The 20,583-nt window shown below is 59.6% G+C and carries 18 protein-coding genes; 3 read left to right on the forward strand and 15 right to left on the reverse strand.

Going from position 1 to position 20,583, the window contains the following annotated elements:
- Positions 1–21: 21 nt before the first annotated feature.
- Together PYR65_RS24760 and PYR65_RS24765 are read left to right on the forward strand one after the other, a co-directional pair.
- Entirely contained in the window at positions 22–2,364 is a 2,343-nt protein-coding gene (locus PYR65_RS24760; protein WP_407951345.1) for an FdhF/YdeP family oxidoreductase, read from the forward strand.
- Between the two features lie 30 nt (positions 2,365–2,394).
- The gene (locus PYR65_RS24765; RefSeq protein ID WP_276121383.1) at positions 2,395–2,742 is read left to right on the forward strand and encodes a DUF3140 domain-containing protein; all 348 of its coding nucleotides are present in this window, start codon (positions 2,395–2,397) and stop codon (positions 2,740–2,742) included.
- Positions 2,743–2,745: 3 nt separating this feature from the next.
- Here PYR65_RS24765 and PYR65_RS24770 read toward each other — a convergent pair whose 3' ends face one another.
- From PYR65_RS24770 to PYR65_RS24815, 10 genes are all read right to left on the reverse strand, one after another.
- Positions 2,746–2,958 (reverse strand): hypervirulence associated TUDOR domain-containing protein, encoded by a 213-nt coding sequence (locus tag PYR65_RS24770; RefSeq protein ID WP_060637378.1) that lies wholly within the window; start codon positions 2,956–2,958, stop codon positions 2,746–2,748.
- A gap of 103 nt (positions 2,959–3,061) precedes the next feature.
- Positions 3,062–4,861: a malto-oligosyltrehalose trehalohydrolase gene (gene treZ / locus PYR65_RS24775; RefSeq protein WP_276121384.1), complete on the reverse strand. Its 1,800-nt coding sequence runs from the start codon at positions 4,859–4,861 to the stop codon at positions 3,062–3,064.
- On the reverse strand, positions 4,858–5,634 hold the full coding sequence (locus PYR65_RS24780) for an SDR family oxidoreductase (RefSeq protein WP_276121385.1): 777 nt from the start codon (positions 5,632–5,634) through the stop codon (positions 4,858–4,860). Before PYR65_RS24780 ends, treZ begins: the two co-directional genes overlap by 4 nt.
- A gap of 256 nt (positions 5,635–5,890) precedes the next feature.
- Positions 5,891–8,977, reverse strand: a complete 3,087-nt coding sequence (locus tag PYR65_RS24785) for an efflux RND transporter permease subunit (RefSeq protein ID WP_276121386.1) — start codon at positions 8,975–8,977, stop codon at positions 5,891–5,893.
- On the reverse strand, positions 8,974–10,233 hold the full coding sequence (locus PYR65_RS24790; protein WP_276121387.1) for an efflux RND transporter periplasmic adaptor subunit: 1,260 nt from the start codon (positions 10,231–10,233) through the stop codon (positions 8,974–8,976). The genes PYR65_RS24785 and PYR65_RS24790 overlap by 4 nt, the downstream gene beginning before the upstream one ends.
- A 300-nt stretch (positions 10,234–10,533) precedes the next feature.
- A complete protein-coding gene (locus tag PYR65_RS24795; protein WP_060637382.1) occupies positions 10,534–11,241 on the reverse strand; it encodes a fumarylacetoacetate hydrolase family protein in 708 nt (235 codons plus the stop codon).
- Entirely contained in the window at positions 11,241–11,993 is a 753-nt protein-coding gene (locus tag PYR65_RS24800; RefSeq protein WP_060637383.1) for an ABC transporter permease, read from the reverse strand. Before PYR65_RS24800 ends, PYR65_RS24795 begins: the two co-directional genes overlap by 1 nt.
- Before the next feature lie 5 nt (positions 11,994–11,998).
- Positions 11,999–12,805, reverse strand: a complete 807-nt coding sequence (locus PYR65_RS24805; protein ID WP_276121388.1) for an ABC transporter ATP-binding protein — start codon at positions 12,803–12,805, stop codon at positions 11,999–12,001.
- Between the two features lies 1 nt (position 12,806).
- Entirely contained in the window at positions 12,807–13,643 is an 837-nt protein-coding gene (locus PYR65_RS24810; protein ID WP_407951346.1) for an ABC transporter permease, read from the reverse strand.
- 7 nt (positions 13,644–13,650) lie between these two features.
- Positions 13,651–14,640 carry an ABC transporter substrate-binding protein gene (locus tag PYR65_RS24815; RefSeq protein WP_276121390.1) on the reverse strand — a complete coding sequence of 330 codons (990 nt, stop codon included), beginning with the start codon at positions 14,638–14,640 and terminating at the stop codon, positions 13,651–13,653.
- A gap of 270 nt (positions 14,641–14,910) precedes the next feature.
- Between PYR65_RS24815 and PYR65_RS24820 the strand changes: the two genes are divergently transcribed.
- Positions 14,911–15,585 carry a FadR/GntR family transcriptional regulator gene (locus PYR65_RS24820; protein WP_276121391.1) on the forward strand — a complete coding sequence of 225 codons (675 nt, stop codon included), beginning with the start codon at positions 14,911–14,913 and terminating at the stop codon, positions 15,583–15,585.
- A gap of 101 nt (positions 15,586–15,686) precedes the next feature.
- Here the strand turns inward: PYR65_RS24820 and PYR65_RS24825 are convergent, their stop codons facing one another.
- From PYR65_RS24825 to PYR65_RS24845, 5 genes are read right to left on the reverse strand one after another with little or no spacing between them, the layout of a single operon-like run.
- Positions 15,687–16,439, reverse strand: coding sequence for an SDR family NAD(P)-dependent oxidoreductase (locus tag PYR65_RS24825; RefSeq protein ID WP_276121817.1), 753 nt, complete (start codon positions 16,437–16,439; stop codon positions 15,687–15,689).
- Between the two features lie 21 nt (positions 16,440–16,460).
- On the reverse strand, positions 16,461–17,552 hold the full coding sequence (locus PYR65_RS24830; protein ID WP_276121392.1) for a glycerol dehydrogenase: 1,092 nt from the start codon (positions 17,550–17,552) through the stop codon (positions 16,461–16,463).
- The gene (locus PYR65_RS24835; protein ID WP_276121393.1) at positions 17,543–18,316 is read right to left on the reverse strand and encodes an SDR family NAD(P)-dependent oxidoreductase; all 774 of its coding nucleotides are present in this window, start codon (positions 18,314–18,316) and stop codon (positions 17,543–17,545) included. The genes PYR65_RS24830 and PYR65_RS24835 overlap by 10 nt, the downstream gene beginning before the upstream one ends.
- A gap of 26 nt (positions 18,317–18,342) precedes the next feature.
- Positions 18,343–19,011, reverse strand: coding sequence for an HAD family hydrolase (locus PYR65_RS24840; protein ID WP_276121394.1), 669 nt, complete (start codon positions 19,009–19,011; stop codon positions 18,343–18,345).
- A complete protein-coding gene (locus tag PYR65_RS24845; protein ID WP_276121395.1) occupies positions 19,008–20,510 on the reverse strand; it encodes a xylulokinase in 1,503 nt (500 codons plus the stop codon). Before PYR65_RS24845 ends, PYR65_RS24840 begins: the two co-directional genes overlap by 4 nt.
- Positions 20,511–20,583 lie beyond the last annotated feature (73 nt).

The raw sequence follows: 20,583 nt of genomic DNA on the forward strand, positions 1-20,583 counted from the left end.
GCCATTTACCAACCAGAACGGATGCCGCCGATCCCGGCGGTGTCCGGATTTTTGCGTTTCCTCGATAAACTAGTGCGAGGCCCAATCGTGGCAGACCAGATCCCCAATCCAGAATCCGAAGGACCAGCCGGTGGTTGGGGTTCGGTAAAATCGATCGCCCATATGTTTGGCGATGCCCGTCCCTCTCCGGCAGTCCTGGACACACTGGCGCATCAAAACAAGCCGGGCGGCTTCCAATGCGTTTCCTGCGCCTGGCCTAAGCCCGTCAACTATCATCCGTTCGAATTTTGCGAAAACGGCGCCAAGGCAACGCTTTCGGATTTGACAAGCGCGCGTTGCACGCCCGCGTTCTGGGATACGCATACCGTCTCGGATCTTCGTGACTGGAAAGATTATGATCTGGAGAAGACGGGGCGGCTGACGGAGCCCATGCGCTATGACGCGGCAAAAGATCGATATGTCGCGGTGACGTGGGAGCAGGCCTTCGCGGATATTGGCAAGACGCTGAGAGCGCTGCCCCGTGACGATGTGGTATTCTACTCGTCCGGCCATGCCGGGCTGGAAGCCGCCTACCTCTATGCTCTGCTTGCACGCGCCTATGGCAACAACAATCTGCCGCAGAGTTCGAACATGTGCCACGAGACGACATCCGTCGGCCTCAACAAGGTCATCGGCTCGCCCGTTGGAACCATCATCTGGGAAGACCTTGAAAAGGCCGATGCCTTCTTCTTCTTCGGGCAAAATCCCGGCTCAAACAGTCCACGGTTTCTGCATCCGCTCCAGGAGGCAAAGAAGCGCGGCGCGCGCATCGTCACATTCAATCCGGTTGTCGAACAGGGGCTTGTGTCCTTCGTCAACCCGCAAAACCCGATGGATATGCTGACGGGTCACGAGACGCAGATTTCCGATGAATATCTGCAGGTGCGCGCCGGCGGCGACATAGCCGCGATCCTCGGTCTTTGCAAAGTGGTCGTCGAGGCTGATGATGCGGCCCTTGCCAATGGCACCGGGCGTGTCATCGACACGGAATTTATCGTTGAACACACAACCGGCTTTTATCAATTCATCGCTTGCGTGCGGGAAACGCCGTGGAGCGATATCGAGCGGGAAAGCGGCCTGACTGAACAGGCGATCCGGCGTGCTGGCGACATCTATATCGGCGCCGAACGCGTGATCGGCGTTTACGGAATGGGCCTGACCCAGCATTCCCAAGGCGCGATCAACGTCGGCCTGCTGGTCAACCTTTTGCTGTTACGCGGCAATATTGGCCGGGAAGGTGCAGGGTGCTGTCCGGTTCGCGGACATTCCAATGTCCAGGGCCAGCGGACTGTCGGCATTGCCGAAAAGACCAAGCTCATTCCGATGGACAAGCTGAAACAGCTTTTCGACTTCGATCCGCCGGTCAAGGATGGCACCACCATTGTCGATGCGGTGAAAGGTTTGATGGCGGGCAAGATCAAGGCGTTTATTTCGCTTGGCGGAAACCTTGTTCGCGCTGTCCCGGACCAAAAAGAGATGGAACGTGCCTGGGCCACCCAGGACCTCACGGTCATGGTATCGACGAAGCTCAATCGCAGCCATCTTTTCCCGGGCAAACAAGCCTATATCCTGCCCTGTCTGTCGCGTGCCGAGCTGGACATGCAGGCTACCGGAAACCAGGCGGTATCCGTCGAGGACAGCTTCTCGCCTATTTCCGGGTCAATCGGAAAACGTGGCCCTGCATCCAAGCATCTGAAAAGCGAACTGGCGATTGTGACCGGAATTGCCAAGGCAGTTCTCGATCACAATCCGCGATTGAAATGGGATGAATGGACGGCAGATTACAGTCTTGTCCGCAAGCTCATTGAGTTCACCTATCCTGAGGATTTCAAGGACTACAACGCGCGCATGTTTCAGCCTGGCGGCTTTTATCGCGGCAATGATGCGCATAACCGCGTCTGGAATACGCAGGAAAAGAAGGCAGTCTTCACGACGCCGGCCCAGTTGAACGCTTTGTCATTCAAAGATACTGCAGGCCGGTTCAGACTATCGACGCTGCGCTCGAACGATCAGTTCAACACCACGATCTATGGCTATTCCGACCGTTTCCGCGGCATCGAGGGAACGCGGGATGTGGTCATGATGTGCGAAGAGGATATTGCGGCATCGGGTCTTCATGCGGGCCAGACCGTAGCACTTGTCAGCGATTTCGAAGACGGTGTGCGGCGTACAATGCCCGGACTGACTGTGACTGCTCACAATCTGCCGAGGGGCACGATTGCTGCCTATTATCCCGAAGCCAATGTGCTGAACTCCATCGATCACCACGACGAACTGTCGAAAACACCCGCCTCCAAAGCAATTCCTGTGCGGATCGAGGCGTAACGACAAAGCCGATCAATTGAGGATATTCGGATGACAGATCAAAAGATCGACCGCGACAAGGTCGCTGAAGAGTTTGGCGAAGCGGTCAACATGACGCCTGCGGCGATCGAAAAATGGCTAGAGACGGAAGACAGCAAATCGGTTGGCTGGCCGAAGGACGGAAGCCAGGAATCGGTCGGTCACCATTCCGGCCGCCGCATCGTGCAAATCAAACGAAAGAAAAAAGCGGATTTAACCGAAGACGACTATGTGCATATGCGCAAGGTGGTTGGGTATGTCCATCGGCACCTTGCACAGGGCGGGCCGGACGAGGACCGCGAACATTCCGCCTGGCGCTACTCGCTGATGAACTGGGGGCACGATCCGTTGAAAAAATAAGGCTCAGCTTTTCTTCTTCAGGGCCTCAGGCTTGTGCGCCGCGCGTTTCCCGGACTTCGCACTCTCCACGATCATCTGCGGATCGGACGGCGTCGCTTTCACCGTGTGACCCTTGATCTTGGTATCGGATGTCTGCTTCTTCACGACCTTGCCCTCGGTTTTACCCTGGCTGGTTTCCCAGGTGACCTTGTCACCCTTTTTCAGATTTTCGCTCATCGAATGTTCTCCAATCGTTGTTGCCGGCAAGCTGCGGATGATCCCTTAAGGGCAGAGGCAAGAAATTGTTCCGCATTCGCTTTTCAGGACAGCGTGTAAGGCACTAGCGGATGAACATCTGTATGGTGGCAGCAGGTAGACCAAACTGTTCAACACTTTCGGCTGGAAATATCCGGTCGCCCAGACCAACCGGCATTGCAACGTCCTCGTCGGACAGGTTTGCCCGCAGTTGCAGCGTTCGAGCACCGAAGGTCCAGTCGATAAACAAGCAACGATGCGGAGCGTCGATAACCGCCCCCGCATAGCCGGCCGCATCCGCAAGCAGAGGCACGATCTTTTCCTGGCGAAGAGCAATGAGGCGGCGGATGAAGCCGGACCACGCCAAGGCGCCTTCGGTATCGGCCATGGTCCAGTCGATCTTGCTGCGGGTAAACGTGGCATGCGCGTTTGGATCCGGAATATCCTCATCCCGCGTTCCCTTGGGAAGGCCGCCAAAGTTTGCAGCCTGTTTGGGCCGGTTGTCCCGGACAGCCTTTGCGATATCACCCGTATAATCCGCGAAGAAATGAAACGGGCTGAGCGAGAGATGCTCGTCGCCCATGAACATCAACGGTATTTGCGGCGACAACAGCAGCATCTCCGTCAGCGCCCGGTAAAGATGGCGATCCGTGCTCAGATGCAGCCGGTCTCCCAACGCCCGGTTTCCCACCTGGTCGTGGTTTTGCAGAAAATGAATGAAGGCGGTCGGTGGCAGGGATTCTGTTGGCGGCGGGTTTTCGCTTACGATGGATTGGCCAGGCTTCAAATATCCGCTTGCCAGAACATGCCGCAGCTTGTTCCAGGTATCGTCCTTGAATGGCTCGAAATACCCGGTATCTTCGCCCGTAATGGCAACGTGCATCGCGTGATGGAAATCATCATTCCAGTCGGCCTTGTAAAAACGGCCGTCAGTCTGAGCGGCCATGAGATCGGTGCCATTTGCTGGGTTCTCCGTGATCAGATGGATATGCCGCCCGCCGGTCTCCTGGCGAACGGAGCGCACGATCTGCTCAAGGATGTGAATATCGCTATCGTCTTTGATCTGATCGATGGCGTCGAAGCGAAGCCCATCCAACCGGAAATCTTTTAGCCAATACAGCACGTTTTCGATGAAATACGATCGAACCTCATCCTTTTCGTAATCAATTGCGGCCCCCCAGGGCGTATCGGCATCCTTGCGAAAAAAGCCGGGCGCGTATTGGCCGAGGTAGTTCCCCTCCGGGCCGAAATGATTGTAGACAACGTCGAGAAACACCATCATCCCCAGACCATGGGCGGTATCGACGAACGCCCTGACATCATCCGGGCTGCCATAGGCGTTATGCGGCGCAAACTGCAGGACGCCATCGTAACCCCAGCCGCGTATCCCCGGAAAATGCGCAAGCGGCATGATCTCAACAGCGGTGATGCCCAAGCTTGCCAGATAGGGCAGCTTGCCGATGGCGGCCCGGAATGTTCCCTCGTCTGTGAAGGCACCAATATGAATCTCGTAAAACACCGCCTCTTCCCACGGCCGGCCGATCCATCCTGAATTCTGCCAAAGGTAATGATCTGAACTGGTGAGAACCGAAGGTCCATCGAGATTGAGGACCTGTTGGCGCGACGCCGGATCACCCACCAGATTTCCATCTGTCAAAACGAAACCGTAGATAGATCCGACAGCAGCAGCCGTCTCGACATGATGCCATCCGTCTCCTGTCTTGGTCATTGGATACTTCGTGCCATTCAAGAGAAGATCGACGGCATCTTCGGCCGGTGCCCAAAGCTGGAACCGGAAGCTGCCATCGGCCAGGCGCCGAGGTCCCCAGCGCTGCCCGGTTACCGGTGTGTTCGCGCCCGAAACCCTGGTGATGTCAGCGCTCATCGCAACAGCCCCTGTCCGCCATCAACCCAGATGGGCGAACCTGTAATATGCCGGGCTTTGCCGGAAGCAAGGAATGCAATGACGTCAGCGACATCCTCGCTGCGGCCCGGATGTCCCCCGGTGATCGGGACCTGTCCATCCGGCCATATCACTGGAATTGCCGTCTCATCCTCTTTGCGCAGCGACGTGTTGGATTCGATATTCGTGTCGATCTCGCCGGGACAAACGGCGTTGATCCGAATGTGATGGCGCGCCAGTTCAAGCGCGAGCTGCTGGACCATCGCGACCTGCCCTGCCTTGGTTGCGGTATAGGCTGTGGCACCGGGTGTCGTGAAAGTGCGGGTGCCGTTGATGGAGGAGACCACCACGATCGATCCGCCGCCTGACGCTTTCAGATGGGGTACGGTCGTGTTGATGGTCAGGAACGTGCCCGTCAGGTTCACAGCGATCGTGTTGTTCCACTCCTCAAGCGTCAGATCATCGATCGGTGCCCACACACCATTGATGCCCGCATTGGCAATAACAGCATCAAGCCGGCCGAAACGTTCGACAAGTTCAGCCGCTGCGCCGCGCATCTGAGATTCATTGGAAATATCCGCCTTCAGCAACACAGCCTGACCGCCATCCGACACAATCTCCCGCACCACATCCGCTAGATCATCTTCGCTGTGTCCCAGCGCCCCAATGGCATATCCTTCCCGTGCAAGAACAAGCGCTGATGCGCGTCCTATGCCGGACCCCGCTCCCGTAACCAACGCCACCCGTTTGCTCATGCCACTACCCCCACTGATCGATCCGTTCAGAACTAGGGGCGGGGCTCGTTGGTTCCAGCTTTAACCTGGGTTTAGACAGCTCATGGTCTGAGGCGATTTCTCAAACCAACCTGTATCGACCCCGGCTCGCGAGAATCTACAGGGGAAACCGGATATGCGCGAAGATGGTTTCGCCTCAGTGGAATGAAAAACCCGGCTCTTTCTGCCGAATTGCGCAGGATTGCGACGATATCTCCCCTGAGCGCCTAAGGCGCTCTTACGGCTCCACCGGAACCCCCTGCTTGCGGGTCCACAAGGACTGCATGAACATCCGCAACCGCTCGATCTCGACAAAGACAACCGGCGTCATGAACAATGTCAGCACCTGGCTGACCAGAAGACCGCCGACGACGGCGACGCCGAGGGGTTGGCGCAGTTCGGAGCTTGCCCCCGCTCCGATCGCGATCGGAAGGGCTCCGAGCAGGGCGCAGAACGTCGTCATCATGATTGGCCGGAAGCGGCGCACGGCAGCCTGGTGGATGGCATCCAACGTTGCGTGATGTTCGTCGCGCTGCAGCGACAGGGCAACGTCGATCATCATGATCGCGTTCTTCTTGACAATCCCGATCAGCATGAGAAGACCGATCAGCGCGATGATCGACAGGTCGAAGCCGCAAATCTTCAAGGTCAAGAGAGCGCCGAACGCCGCAGATGGAAGACCGGACAAAATCGTCAGCGGGTGCAGGAAACTCTCGTAGAACACGCCGAGCACCACATAGATCGTCAGCACCGCCGCGCCGATCAACAGGCCGGTATTGCCGCTTGCCTGTTCGAATATCTGGGCGGCACCGGCATAGTTGGTGCTGACGGATGCGGGGAGTTTGATCTCCTGCTTCAGCGCGTCGATCCGTGCCGTTGCCGTGCCAAGCGAAACGCCCTGCGGCAGATTGAACGACAGCGTCACTGCGGTCAGCTGCCCGGTCTGGTTGACCGTCACCGGGCCTGCCTCGCGGGTCACCCGGGCAAAACTGGAAAGCGGCACCAGCGCGCCGGAGGACGATGGTACGCGAATGGCGGCCAATGTCTGCTCGTTCCAGGGCAGAGACTGATCATATTCGAGGATGACGTCGTAATTGTTGCCGGTCGTCTGGATCTGGGTGACGACGAAACTGCCAAAAGCCGCCTCCAGCGTCGTCCTGAGGGCCTCGGCTGTGATGCCGAAACTGCTCGCCCGATCGTTATCGACCATGACATGGGCCTGCAGGGCGTTGTTTTGCAGATCGGAGGCAACATCGACGAAAAGAGCCGGCTCGGCGCGCATCGCGTCGCCCAGTGTCTGCGACCATTGCCGGGCTGCAGCGGCATTGATGGATTGCAGGACCACCTGGTAAAGGCTTTGCGTGCTGCGCCCGCCAAACCGCAGGCTTTGCGACGGGGTAATAAAGGCTTTCAATCCGGGCACAGCAGAGAGCGAATGCCGCAGGCTTTTCAAGGTCTCGTCAAGCGGCCGCCGTGCATCGCGGCTTTTCAGCTGCACGAGCAGGGAACCGGTATTCAGCGCCGACCCCCCAGGTCCGGCTCCCAGCGTCGAGGTGACGTGCTGAACGTCCGGATCTGCCGAAACGATCGACGCCGCCTGCGCCTGCAATGCGCTCATCGCCTGATAGGAAATATCCTGCCGCGCCTGCGTCGATACGGTGAGGATACCGATGTCCTCCGTCGGAAAGAAGCTGCGTGGCAGGCTTGCAAACATCCAGCCGGTGGCGGCCAGCGTCGCAACGAACACCATCATGACGATGGCCCGATGCTCCAGGCACAAGCCGACGGCGCGTCCATAGCCTGCCGTCACTCTGTCGAATATTCCTTCACGCGCGCTATCCCCATGCTGTTGCTGCGGCAGGCGCGCCGCCAGCATCGGCGTGACGGTCAGCGACACGACGGCCGACGACAGAATGGCCAGGGTGACGACCACGCCGAATTCATTGAGGACGCGGCCGACAATACCGCCCATCAACAGGATCGGCAGAAACACGGCAACCAGGGAAATCGACATGGAGATGATGGTCCCCGTCACTTCGCGGCTGCCTTCGATGGCAGCCTCAAAGGGCGCAACACCTTCCTCCACCTTGCGGACGATGTTTTCCAGCATCACGATGGCATCATCGACGACAAGCCCGACGGAAAGCGTCAGCCCGAGCAGCGAGATATTGTCGATGGAAAAGCCGAGCACATACATGAAGCCGACGGTGGAAATCAGCGAGAGCGGCACGGTCAGCGCAGGGATCAATGTTGCCGAAACGCGCCTCAGAAACAGGAAGATCACCAGGACAACGAGGCCGATGGTGATCGCCAGCGTCGTCTCGACATCGTTCACCGAAGCGCGAATGGAGACCGAGGCGTCGTTGACGATATTGATATGCATGCCCGGTGGCAGCCCCGCCTGCAGTTCCGGAACCTTGGCCAGGATGGCATCGACAACAGCGACGGTATTGGCGCCCGGCTGGCGCTGGATGGCGAGCGCAATGGAGGGCTTTCCGTCGAGCCAGCTGCCCTGATTGATGGCGGAAACGCTGTCCTGGACCTTGGCGACATCCCCCAGCCGCACGATCCGGCCGCCCGGCTGCGCGATGATGAGCGTCTTGAAGGCATCGGCATCGGAGCGCTGGGTGGGTATATCCACGGTCAACGCCTGCGATCCGTTCTGCAATGTACCGACCGGCGACTGATTGTTGGCAGCAGACAGGGTCGAGGCCAGACCGTTCAGCGACAGGCCGCGGCTATCCAGCTTGCGCGGATCGACCTCGATCCTCACGGCATAGGCCTTCGCGCCGAAAACCTGCGCCTGGGCGACGCCCGAAATGGTCGAAAGCGCCGGCGAGATGATGTTTTCCGCCACATCATCCATCTTCGACAGAGGTCCGCCATCTCCCGTCAGCGCCAGGATCAGCACTGCGGCATCGGCCGGATTTGCCTTGCGGTAGCTCGGCGGCGTCGTCAGGTTATCCGGCAGCTGGCGTTGCGCGCGCGCAATCGCCGCCTGAACGTCGGCGGCTGCGGCATCGATATCGCGCGACAGGTCGAACTGGATGGTGATCTGGGTATTTCCGAGCGAAGAGCTGGCGCTGATCGTGTCGATCCCGGCGATCGTTTCGAATTGCTTGATTAACGGTGTCGCGACCGAACTCGCCATCGTGTCGGGCGACGCACCGGCCAGCTGCGCCGAAACGTTGATCGTGGGAAAATCCGCCTGCGGCAACGCGGCGACCGGCAGCTGAGAATAGGCCGACACGCCGGCGAGAATAACGCCGACGATCAACAGGATGGTGGCGACCGGCCGGCGAATGAAGATTTCGGAGAATGTCATTTCGCGGTGTCTCCGCCGGCTGGAACGCCAGAGCCCTTCCCCGGCAACACGGGCGCCGCCGCCGTGCCGCCGCTGGCGGCAGCGATCCTCACCCGGCTTCCATCGCTCAAGCCTGCCTGCCCTTCGACAACAACCGTCTCGCCGTCCTTCAAACCGCTCGTCACGCCCGCCGTGTCCCCGGCATTGAAGGCGACCGTCACCTTGCGCTGTTCGACGGTTTTGTCCGGCTTGACCACATAGCCGATTGATCCATCGCCATTCGGCTGAAGAGCCACGACCGGCACCAGCACGAGACTATCTCGTGCGCCGGCATTGACTTCGGCATCCACCGACTGCCCCGGCCACAGCGCCTGCGTGTCATTGGACAGCAGCGCCCGCAGCTTGAAAGTGCCGGACGCCGGATCGACCGCGTTGTCGATGAAGACGATTGGGCCTGTTACAGCGTTGCCGTCGCGATCAGCAAGCATGGCTGACACGGACACCGTCAGCACCTTGTTTGCCAAAGCGGACCGGGCGAGATCGAGATCCGCTTCCGATAGCACGAATTCGGCATAGACGGGCGCCATCTGCGTCAGCGTCGCGACCTCAGCACCGGCGGAGAGATAGGCACCAAGCGATGGGATGACGACGCCGAGCTTGCCGTCAAATGGTGCCGTAATCCGGGTCTGCGTCAGTGCAACCTGGTCGGCATGCAGGGTGGCATTGTCGATGCCGACAGCTGCCGTCGCCTGTTTAACGGCAGACACCGCATCGTCATATTGCTGGCGGGTATCGGCGCCGTCGCTGTTCAGCTTTTCGATGCGCTGGAGGGTGGTATTGGCATTGTCGAGAGCAGCCTGGTCCCTGGCAAGAACGGCTGTGTCGCGTTCAATGTTTGCCCTGATCGTCCGGTCGTCCAACTGAACCAGCACGTCGCCGGTCTTGACGCTGTCGCCATCCTTGACCAGAACTTTTGTCACAGTTCCAGCCGCCGGGCTGCTGAGAGCGGTCGATGCGATGGGCGTGATCGTGCCAATCGTTTGGCGAAGGACCGGCAACGACCCGGCCTTCGCCGTGGCCACCGCCACGGTGACGGCCTGAATGCCTGTCTGCGCAGGCGCATTGTCCGCAGCGATTGCACCAGCCGGCTGAGCGGGCGATGCGGGCGAAATTCGCTCGGAGATGAAAGAGGGCAGATAAGGCGCCAGCTGCGCCCGAAAAAAGAAAATGCCGCCTGCGGCAACGAACAGGAAAATCAACCAAATCCGCAGCCGCATCAAACTGTCTTTCTAAAAAGAGAGCATGTCGATCATATCGGAAAATATAACCTACAGAGCCATAGTCGCTTCACGCCAACATACCCTGTCCCGCTTCTCTTTATGCATTAAATTCTGTCCATGCGCGCAGATTTCCGTTGCCACAACCTGGGTCTGGCGAACGGCTATTTCTTGCGGGAGGGTAACCCTCTCTCCCCGGTTTCAACTTTGTAATGGCGCCGTAGCGACCAGCATCGCGGCGGCAGTCCGCAGAAACGCCGGCCTCCCCTTTACCGTGGGAGGCCGGCGCAAATTTCAGGATCAGGCGACTTTGACCGTTATGGCATCGACGCCATCGACATGGCCGGCCATCACGTCGCCGGAAACGACCGCACCGACGCCTGCGGGGGTTCCTGCGAAAATCAGATCGCCAGCTTTCAATTCGAACAAGCGCGAAAGATAGGCGATCATTTCAGGCACCTTCCAGAGCATCTGGTTGAGATCGCCATTCTGGCGCAGCTCGCCATTGACCTTCAGCCAGATTGCGCCGGCCGCCGGATGACCGACCTTGGAAACGGGATGCAGGACGCTGCAGGGTGCGGAGGCCTCGAAAGCCTTACCCGTCTCCCATGGCCGGCCGGCCTTCTTGGCTTCTCCCTGCAGGTCGCGGCGCGTCATGTCGAGGCCGACGCCGTAGCCGAAAACGTGATCCAGCGCATTTTCGACCGCAATGTCGGTGCCGCCCTTGTGCAGCGCCACGATCAGCTCGATCTCGTGATGGACATCCTTGCTCTCGCTTGGATAGGGGAAATCCCGGCCGGGGGGCACCAGCGTATCGGGATTCTTCTGGAAGAAGAACGGCGGCTCCTTGTTCGGGTCGTGGCCCATCTCGACCGCATGGTCGGCGAAGTTGCGGCCAACGCAGTAGATGCGGTGGACGGGAAAGAGCGCGTCGGTACCGGCGACCGGCATGGTGGGGACAGGCTCGGGGGTGAAGACATAGTTCGTGAGGTGAGGCATTTGGTTCATTATCGCGCTCCTGCGTAATATTCGATGCGTTTTTCGAAGTGTTCGACCGCCGCAGACAGCAACATGGCTGCGGCGAACAGAATGAGGGTGAGAGCCCAGAACCGCTCCATGTCGAAACTGCGGGAATACAGTTCGAAGAGTTCCCCGTAGCCGATGATGGAGACCAGAATCTGACCGATGACGACGCCCTTGACCCCGCGGATGAGGCCGATGCGGATGCCCGCGAGGATTTCCGGAAGGGCGGAGAGAAGAACGATCTTGGTAAAGATCGTCCAGCGGGAGGCGCCATAGCAGCGCCCCATTTCGATCAGCGATGGCGGAACCTGCATGACGCCGGCCCGCGCATCGAGCACGATGATCCAGACAGCGAACAGGAACACCGTGACGAAGACGGTGGTTTCGCCTAGACCGAAGAGGATCATCAGGATCGGCACCAGCGCAGAGAGTGGCGCGCTGACGAACATGTTGACCCAGAGACCGAAGATATTATCGACGATCCTCACCCGGCCCATCAGGACACCGAGGGGAACCCCGACGATAATGGCGAGCGCCATCCCGTAGACGAACGAGCGCAGCGTGATCACCGTGGCGCTTTGCCAGGATCCCGTCTGGACAAGGCTGAAACCCGCCGCGATCACCGAGGTCATCGGCGGGATCAGGAAGATCAGATCCAGCCGCCCGACGATTTCCCACAGCAAGGCCCACATCACAAGCGACGCCATCATGGGAATGCGAATACCGAAAAGGGTCATGTCACCTACTCCGCATATTGGCGCAGCCCCTGCCAGATTTCCTCGACGACGTCGAGATAACCGGCATCGCGGCGGATGTCGTCGGGTGTGGCGGAGCGGTCGATGCGCGGATCGATGATCTGGGAAATACGGCCCGGCCGTGGCGACAGGAGCACGATGCGATCCGACACATAGACAGCCTCTTCGATCGAGTGGGTGACGAAGATGAAGGTTTTCTTCTCCAGATCGACCAGCCGCAACAGGTCTTCCTGGAACTTGCGCCGGTTCTGCTCGTCGACCGCCGAGAACGGCTCGTCAAGGAGAAGGACATCGGCATTGACTGCAAAGGCCCGTGCGATGCCGACGCGCTGGCGCATGCCACCGGAAAGCTCGTGCGGATATTTGTCCTCAAAGCCTGCAAGGCCCACTTCCTCAATATAGCGGCGGGCGGTCGCGTTGCGCTGCGCAACCGATATGCCCTTCAACTCCAGGCCAAAACCGACATTGCGAAGCACGGTCGCCCAGGGCATCAGGGCAAAGTCTTGAAAGACGAAGGCGCGTTCAGGACCCGGACCGGTGACCACCTTTCCATTGACGCGGATTTCGCCCGAGGTCGATGGGACAAGGCCGGCAATGATCTTCAACAGCGTGGTCTTGCCGCAACCGGAAGGACCGAGAAGCGTCGTCAGCTTGCCGCGCTCGAAACCCAGATTGATGCCGCGCAGCGCTTCGATTTCCCCATATTGCTTGCAGATTTCCCGGACCTCGACGACAGCGTCACCGACCTTTGCAGCCGTTGGGCCATTGGCGTAAGAAAGCGCAGTATTTGCCATCTTACTTCCTCCTTTTTTCAGGACGCAGCACATGCGTTTCGAAATATTGCAGGCCCGCCAGCGTCAGCGTCGAGACCGCGATGATGGAGGCGACCGACGCATACATATGCGCATAATTGGCCACCGACCGGTGATAGGTGATGAGATCGCCGATACCCGTCGGCGTGATCAAAAGTTCCGCCAGCATCACGCCGATGAAGCCGGCGGCGATACCCAAACGCAGTCCGGCAAACAGGACTGGCGATGCATCCGGAATGATGATCTTGAAGATCTGCTGCAGGCGCGTTCCCTGGAAGGAGCGGCACATATCCACAAGTGACGGATTGACGTGGCGCACCGCCTTGTAGGCATTGAGCACGATCACAGGCAGCGCCAGCATGATGACTGCAAGTGTCTTTGCCGTCAGCCCGATCCCGTAGATGAAGGTGACGAGCGGCACGAGTGCCGCCATCGGCGCCGCCTGAAGCACGATGAAAACAGGTGCGAGCAGCCATTCCACTTTGGAAGACAATCCCATGGCAACGCCAAGCGCGATGCCGAGGACGGCTGAGACGGCGACACCAAGAACAAGCGGCTGCAGTGTCAGGAAATACGCATAGAACATGCTGCCATCAAACAGCATTTCAAAAAAGGCCATCACCGTCTCGCTGAAGGTGGGGAACGCGAAGCTGATGGGGATCAACCCCGCGATCTCCCAGGCGCCAAACAGGATTGCCAGCGACAGCAGGACCCAGAAGGACCGCCTCTCTTCTGCAAACCTGAAAAGCGTCGCGCCGGCCGTGACCGGAGCTTTCTTGGCTCCGATCCCGTCGGTCAGTTTGGTGGGGGACACGGACATCTGCATCCTACTTCGTGCCTGCCTTGGCGAGGGCCGCGTTCAGCGCGCCGAGGCTCCAGAAATCCTCGACCTTCAGTTCTTTCGGATCGCCGGTCAGCGCACCCGATACCGTGTAAAAATCGAAATCGTCGCGGGCCGCATCTTCGCCGCCGCCATTCAGCGGCATGCCGGGAGCGGCCTCCGTGAAATAGGGCTCGATATCGGCGATCATGTCGGGGGTCGCATCCGGAAGCAGCTTGTATTTCTCACGCAGCGCCACGATCGACTTCGGATCGGCCGCAACCTCGCGCCAGGTCGTCAGGATAGCCTCGACCAGGATTTCGACATCCTTCTCATTGGCCGTCAGATAGTCCGTATTGGCAAAAAGCGCCTCGTCGGTGGCCGCGACTTCCCCGAGCGGCAGGAAGGCAAACTTGCCCGGCGCTTCCTTTTCCAGGATGCGCTTGCCGGACGAATCAACAATTGTCGCCTTGACGTTGCCTTGAAGCAGCGCACCGGTGCGCACTTCGGCGCCCGGCACATAGGCGATATTGGAATATTTGATGCCGTTCTTGTCAGCCATCAGCTGCATGATGGCTTCCGTGCCCGACCCGCGCGAATGGACGGCTATTTCCTGCCCGTCGAGATCTTTCCAGTCCTTGTAGAATTCGGAATTGACGACCGGATAGAACTGCAGCTTGCTCAGCTGCATGAACACGCGGATCGGCGCCTTGACCTTCTGCAACAGCGCATAGGGTCCGCCGATGCCGATATCGGCCTGCCCGCTGACCACGGCCTGTGCCGCGATATCCTCGCTCTTCAAATATGTGACCTGGACATCGACGCCCTTCTCCTTGGCCCGCTCCAGCGCGACCAGCAGATGCAGCGATTCCACCGTCGCGATGTCACCAAAGGCGATCCGCATCGGATCGGCCCAGGCCGCGGCCGGCAATACGGCGGCAGCCGAAAAAACGGCGGCGGCGGCATAGGCCCGAATCCTTTTGGAAAAATTCCTCATTTTGTTCTCCTCCCGTTGAATGGGCCCTCCTCAGAACCCAATTTCAAACCAATTCTGTATTAATACGCCATTGTGTCAACCAATTTGTTTGACATTCTCCTCTGACAGCTCAAACGTCGAAGCATATAGAGGGCACCAAATAACCAATAAGCTATTGCTTTAAAACACTTTATTTTCGACTCAGAAAATTACAATTTTTATATCGCGATCGTTGACACCACAGTGCTCACAAATTATAAGAAAACCCAATTCAAAATTGGTTTCGATAACATGGACGAAAAAACCGACTTTTCAGCCCTCGCAAAACTCAAGGGATTTCTGGCCACCGCCGTCTTGCCCGACGACGGTAGATTGCCTCCCGAGCGCGAACTGGCGGAATCCCTGGATATAGGCCGCGCGGTCTTGCGCAAGGCCTTGGCAACCCTGCAGGCCGAGGGCGTGGTCTGGCGGCATGTGGGCAAAGGCACATTCACCGGTGATCGCCCGATCGACACGGTCGCCGATATCAACTCCATGGTTCAAAGAACGAACCCGCTTGAAGTGATGGGCGCACGCATCGCCTTTGAACCGGAAGTGACGCGGTGCGCTGCGCTGAATGCAACGGCGGCACAGATCGCCGAGATGCGCAGCTGCATGCAAAAGGCGCAGCAGGCGCCGACCTGGCGCCTTTACGAACAATGGGACAATAAACTACACCGCACCATCGGCGAGGCATCGCAGAACTCGCTGCTGCTTGGCCTTCTCGATACGCTGAACGCCGTTCGCCGGGCCGTCACGTGGGGGCGGCTGCGCGACACCCCCCTGCGCCCGCCCGCTGACCATCACAGCTTTGCCGAACATGCACGCATCGTCCAGGCCATCGCCGACCGCGACCCGGCGGCAGCCGCCGAAGCTATGCGAAAACACCTGCGCAGCGTCGAAAGCCGCATGCGCGACACCGGCTGACCGGCAACAGATTCTCCGCATCCCCACAGACCGGCAAGTGAAGTGCCGTCCGCAGGAACATTAATCCTCCGGCTTGCGTGCAAGGTTTTGGATTACACCGGTCAACCCGAGTGGTAGCCGCCATCGACCGGCAACGTCACACCGGTGACAAATTGGGCGGCGGGGGAGGCGAGGAACAGTACGGGGCCGACGAGGTCGGCTGTTGTTCCCCAGCGTTTCAGGGCGGAGCGTTCGGCGATCTTTTGCGCGCTGTCTGGGACAGACCAGAGCGCCCGGGTCATCTCGGTCTTGTGATAACCGGGGCCGATTGCGTTGACCCGGACGCCGTCGCGGCCATATTTGTGAGCAAGAGCCCGGGTCAAACCGACGATCCCCGTCTTGCTCGCCGTATAGGCTGGCACTGTTTCATCGGCGAGATAGCTGAGCATCGAGGCAAAATTGATGATGCTGCCACCCGATATTTTGAGCAATGGAAAAGCTGCCCGCGACAGCCGCATCGCGCTTGATAGATTGATGTCCATGACATCGAGAAAGGTCTCTTCGTCCCATTCGGCATCGGGGCGCGCGACGCCCTGGCAGTTGACCAGAACGTCCAGGCTCGAAAAACCGGCGAAAAAGCTTTTGACGTCCTCATTGCTGCGGACATCGAACAAGCGGAAATCGATAGCGGCGTAATCCGCATTCGCCTTGCATTCGGCGATCTTTGCGGCGGACGAACCGCTGGCGACAACCGTTGCACCGGCGCGGGAAAAGCCTTCGGCGATGGCGAGCCCGATGCCGCTGGTGCCGCCGGAGATGACGACAGACTTTCCAGCGAACTGCTGTTCCGGGAAGGCCTTGTTTTCGCTATCCATGTTCATGTTCAGTCTTCCGTTTCAAATCAGTGTTTTCAGCGCAGCAATGACCATGTCTTCCGTGACCGGCATCGGCTCGTTATGGATGATTTCGCCCGGCCTGCAGGACCGCCGCGCGACGATCGCAAGCTTCTCATCCGACGCATCCGCAATACCGATATCGGCGAGCCGCACCGGAAGACGAACCTTGGCGCAGAAGGCGCGGACCCTTTCGAATTCGTCCTCAAGCCCATGCAGCTTCAGACCGGCGAGGACGCCGATCGCGACTTTTTCGCCATGCAGATGGTGATGCACATCTTCAAGCTCGCACAGGCCATGATGAATGGCATGGGCGGCGGCAACGCCGCCGGATTCAAAACCGATGCCGGAGAGCAGGATATTGGCCTCCACGACGCGCTCCAGCGCCGGACCTGCCGTTTTTGCGTCGCATTCCGCAAGCGCCTGGGCCCCGTGCGCAAAGATGGTGTCGCGGCACAGGCGGGCAATCTCATGGGCAATCGAAATGCCAGGGATCGTCATGCAGTTGCGCGCCCCGCTGCGGCGGCAGGAATCGGCCTCATAGAATGTGGCGAGCGCGTCACCGATGCCGGCAGCCAGAAACCGGGCCGGTGCCTTGGCGATCAGCGCGGTATCCACCAGCACCAAATCGGGATTGCGCGGCAGGAACGTGTCATAGGCAACGGTGCCATCGTCGTTATAGATGACCGCAAGCGCGCTGCAGGGTGCATCCGAGGCTGCGATGGTCGGAAAGACGATGACCGGCAGGTCCAGATCGCGTGCCGCCGCCTTTGCCGTATCCAGCGCCTTGCCGCCGCCCGCCCCGATAATGATATCGGCGCCCGATTTGCGCGCGGCCTCCACGAGTGCTGCAATCTGGCTTTCGCTGCATTCGCCACCATGGCGGATGACCAGCGCTTCGATCTTGCCATTGCAGGCCTCGGTGACCGGTTCCACCAGCAGATCGAAGATGCCGTTGTCGAGCAGGATGGCGGCTTTCGATCCGTAGGATGCGGCCTCAGCACCCAGATTGGCGATGCTGCCGGGGCCCTGAATGTAGCGTCCGGGAAAGCGCGCACCTCTGGTGGCGACAGCCTCTGCTGCTCTTACCAGCATACATAGCCTCCATCGGCCAGAACGATCGAACCGGTCATCAGGCTGGAAGCGTCACTGGCAAGAAAGAGAATGACGGACGCCACTTCATCCGGGCGGCCCATCCGGTTCATCGGCGTGCCGCCGACCCAGTGCTTGTACATGTCCGCATCATCGTAGACATATTTGTTCATGTCGGTGTCGATATAGGTCGGAGCGACCGCATTGACGCGCACGCCGCGCGCACCCCATTCGGCAGCCAGTGACCGGGTCAGATGATGAACAGCAGCTTTCGAGGCATTGTAGTTTGCCTGTTCCTGCGGCCGGTTGACGATGAAACCAGACATCGACCCGACATTGACGATGGACCCGGACTGGCGCTCCAGCATCGAACGGCCGAAGGCGCGGCAGCACCAGAACAACCCGTTGAGATTGACATCGACAACCTTGTTCCAGACATCATCTGCCATGGTTTCGGCCGGGTGATTGCTGATGGCGATGCCGGCATTGTTGACGAGAATATCCACCCGCCCATGGCGCGCGACGATCGCATCGTGAACGGATTGGACGCGGGCAACATCGGTGACATCGAGTTGCTCGCTATCGACGGAAAATCCTTTTTCGCGCATAGCGGCCGTCGAGGCGGCAAGCAGATCCGGGTTCATATCGGTCAGCACGACGGTCGCGCCTGCCTCCGCCAGGGCCTCCACGGCCGATAGGCCGATGCCGCGCGCCGCGCCGGTGACGACGGCAACCTTGCCCGTGAGCTTGAATTTGTCGAGATACATGGTGGTCTCCCCCAAAGGTTAAACGGTTAAGCGGCTTGAATGGCCGGCGATGTCTGCAGCCCGGCAAGCGTTGCGATCAGATTGAACGGATCGGCCGGTAAACAGCCACCCGGAAAAACGAGGTCGCCGCGATGCGGTTCCGGCCAGGCGATGACCCGCATGCCGGCCGACAGTCCCGCCTGCGCGCCGACGGGGCTGTCCTCGACCACGACGCAATCCTGCGCCCGTACGTTCAAAAGATGCGCCGCGCGCTGATACGGCTCCGGGTCCGGTTTGCCTTGACGCACGTCATTGCGCGTCACGCTGATGAGGCCTGGGCGCGAAAGCCCGGTTGCCCGCAGATTGGCATCGGCGATCATCCGGTCCGAATTCGAGACGATAGCATAAGGGATATGGTGGCGGGCGAGCAGCTCAAGCACCGCATCGACGCCCGCGCGCCGTTTCAAGGAGGGTGCGAGCGCCAGATAGGCGGCGTGTTTTGCAGCCACAAGGTCATCCAGAGTGAGATTCAGACCAATCGCTTCGACCAGCGCCGCATGGCAGTTGGCCATCGACATGCCGGTGATACGCTCAGCAAAACCGTCCGGGATTGTTCGGCCATGCCGTGCCACGGCATCGACGAGCGCTTCATAATGCGTCGGTTCGCTGTCGATCAGCGTGCCATCCATGTCGAAGAGAACAGCGGAAATCGTCATGATGGCAACCTGTCGAGATCGTCGTAGAGCGCCTGGCTGTGATGATAGAGTTTTTCGAAGAAGGCCTGCATCGGACGATAGGTCTCAGCCCATGCCGGATCCGGCAGGATTTCCTCTGAAAAGGACACATACTGGCCGGCGGCCGCTTCGATCGAGCCGAATTGTCCCGTTGCCGTTGCCGCCATTGCGGCACAGCCGACAATGCCACATTCGGCTTCCTGCGGAACCACGATCGGGATGCCGTAGACACTGGCCTTGATCGTCATCCAGAGCTTGGTGCGGGCACCACCGCCGGATGCGATAATGCGTTCTAGTTTTTCGCCGGACGCCTCCTCCATGATCGTAATATGCCGTTTGACGGCAAAAGCGACGCCTTCGAGAACAGCGCGGTGCATATGCGCCAGCCCATGTGCTGCGGCAAGACCGAAGAACTGGGCGCGCGCATTGCGGTGGTCGCCAAAACGCTCGCCGGCCAGATAGGGCACGAAGAACAGGCGATCCGAACCCGCCGGCGCCTGCGCCGCCTTCTCGACGATCTCACTATAGCCGAGCTGTTTTTCGTGAAAGGCCCGCCGCGCCCAGCGCATCGCATCGCCGCCGGATTCCAACAGCATGAACGCACCCCAGTTGCCCTCGACCGTGCCGACATTGGAAATCGACGGATCGAGCAGCGGCTTGCGGGAAATCGCTGTGATGATCGAGGACGTGCCCATCACCTCGGAACCGAGCCCAGGGCGGCAGACACCGGAGCCGAGCAAGGCCGCCGGATAGTCGGCGCAACCGACGAGGACAGGCGTGCCGGCAAGAAGCCCGGTTTCCAGCGCCGCAGCCTGCGTCACCGTGCCCAGCACGTCGAGCGGGTTGCGGATCGGCAGCAGCTTGCTCCGATCCAGCCCCAGCATGTCGCACATGCTCTCAGACCAGTTGCCGGTTTCCGGGTTCATCAGGAAGCTGGCGCAGGCCTCGGTGCGGTCCATCGCCCGCTCGCCTGTCAGCCGCAGGTTGATGAAATCCTTCGGCATCATCACGGCGGTGGCGCGGTGATAGGCATCGGGATCGTTGTCGCGGATCCATTGCAGCTTGAAGGCGGGCCAGGCCGGCGTCGGCGGATTGGAGCTTTCGCTAAGATAATCCTGCGGATGATGGGCGGCTTCGAATGCGGTGACGTAACCGATCGTACGCTTGTCGTTCCAGAGCGGCACGGTCTTGCGGGTCAGCTGTCCGTCGTCATCGATCAGCACCGTTCCATGCATCTGGCCGCAAGCGGCGATAGCGACGATCCGGCCGCGCGCATCTTCGACCTGGTCGAGCACGCTGCGGATTGCCTGGACCACACCGCGCCACCAATCCAATGGGCGCTGTTCCGACCAGCCAAAGGCCGGCACGATCTGTTCGTGCTCCTGTGCGGCGATGGCAAGCACGCGGCCCCGATCATCGACAAGGGCAGCGCGGACGCTGCCTGTGCCGACGTCGATTGCCAGTGAAAGGTCCTTGGTCATGGGCTCTGTCCGGAATGCTGATATCATCTGTCTGTTTCGCAAACGGCCTGCGAAACCACTTCTTTTAAAAGAC

This window comes from Pararhizobium qamdonense (assembly GCF_029277445.1).
Taxonomy (GTDB): domain Bacteria; phylum Pseudomonadota; class Alphaproteobacteria; order Rhizobiales; family Rhizobiaceae; genus Pararhizobium; species Pararhizobium qamdonense.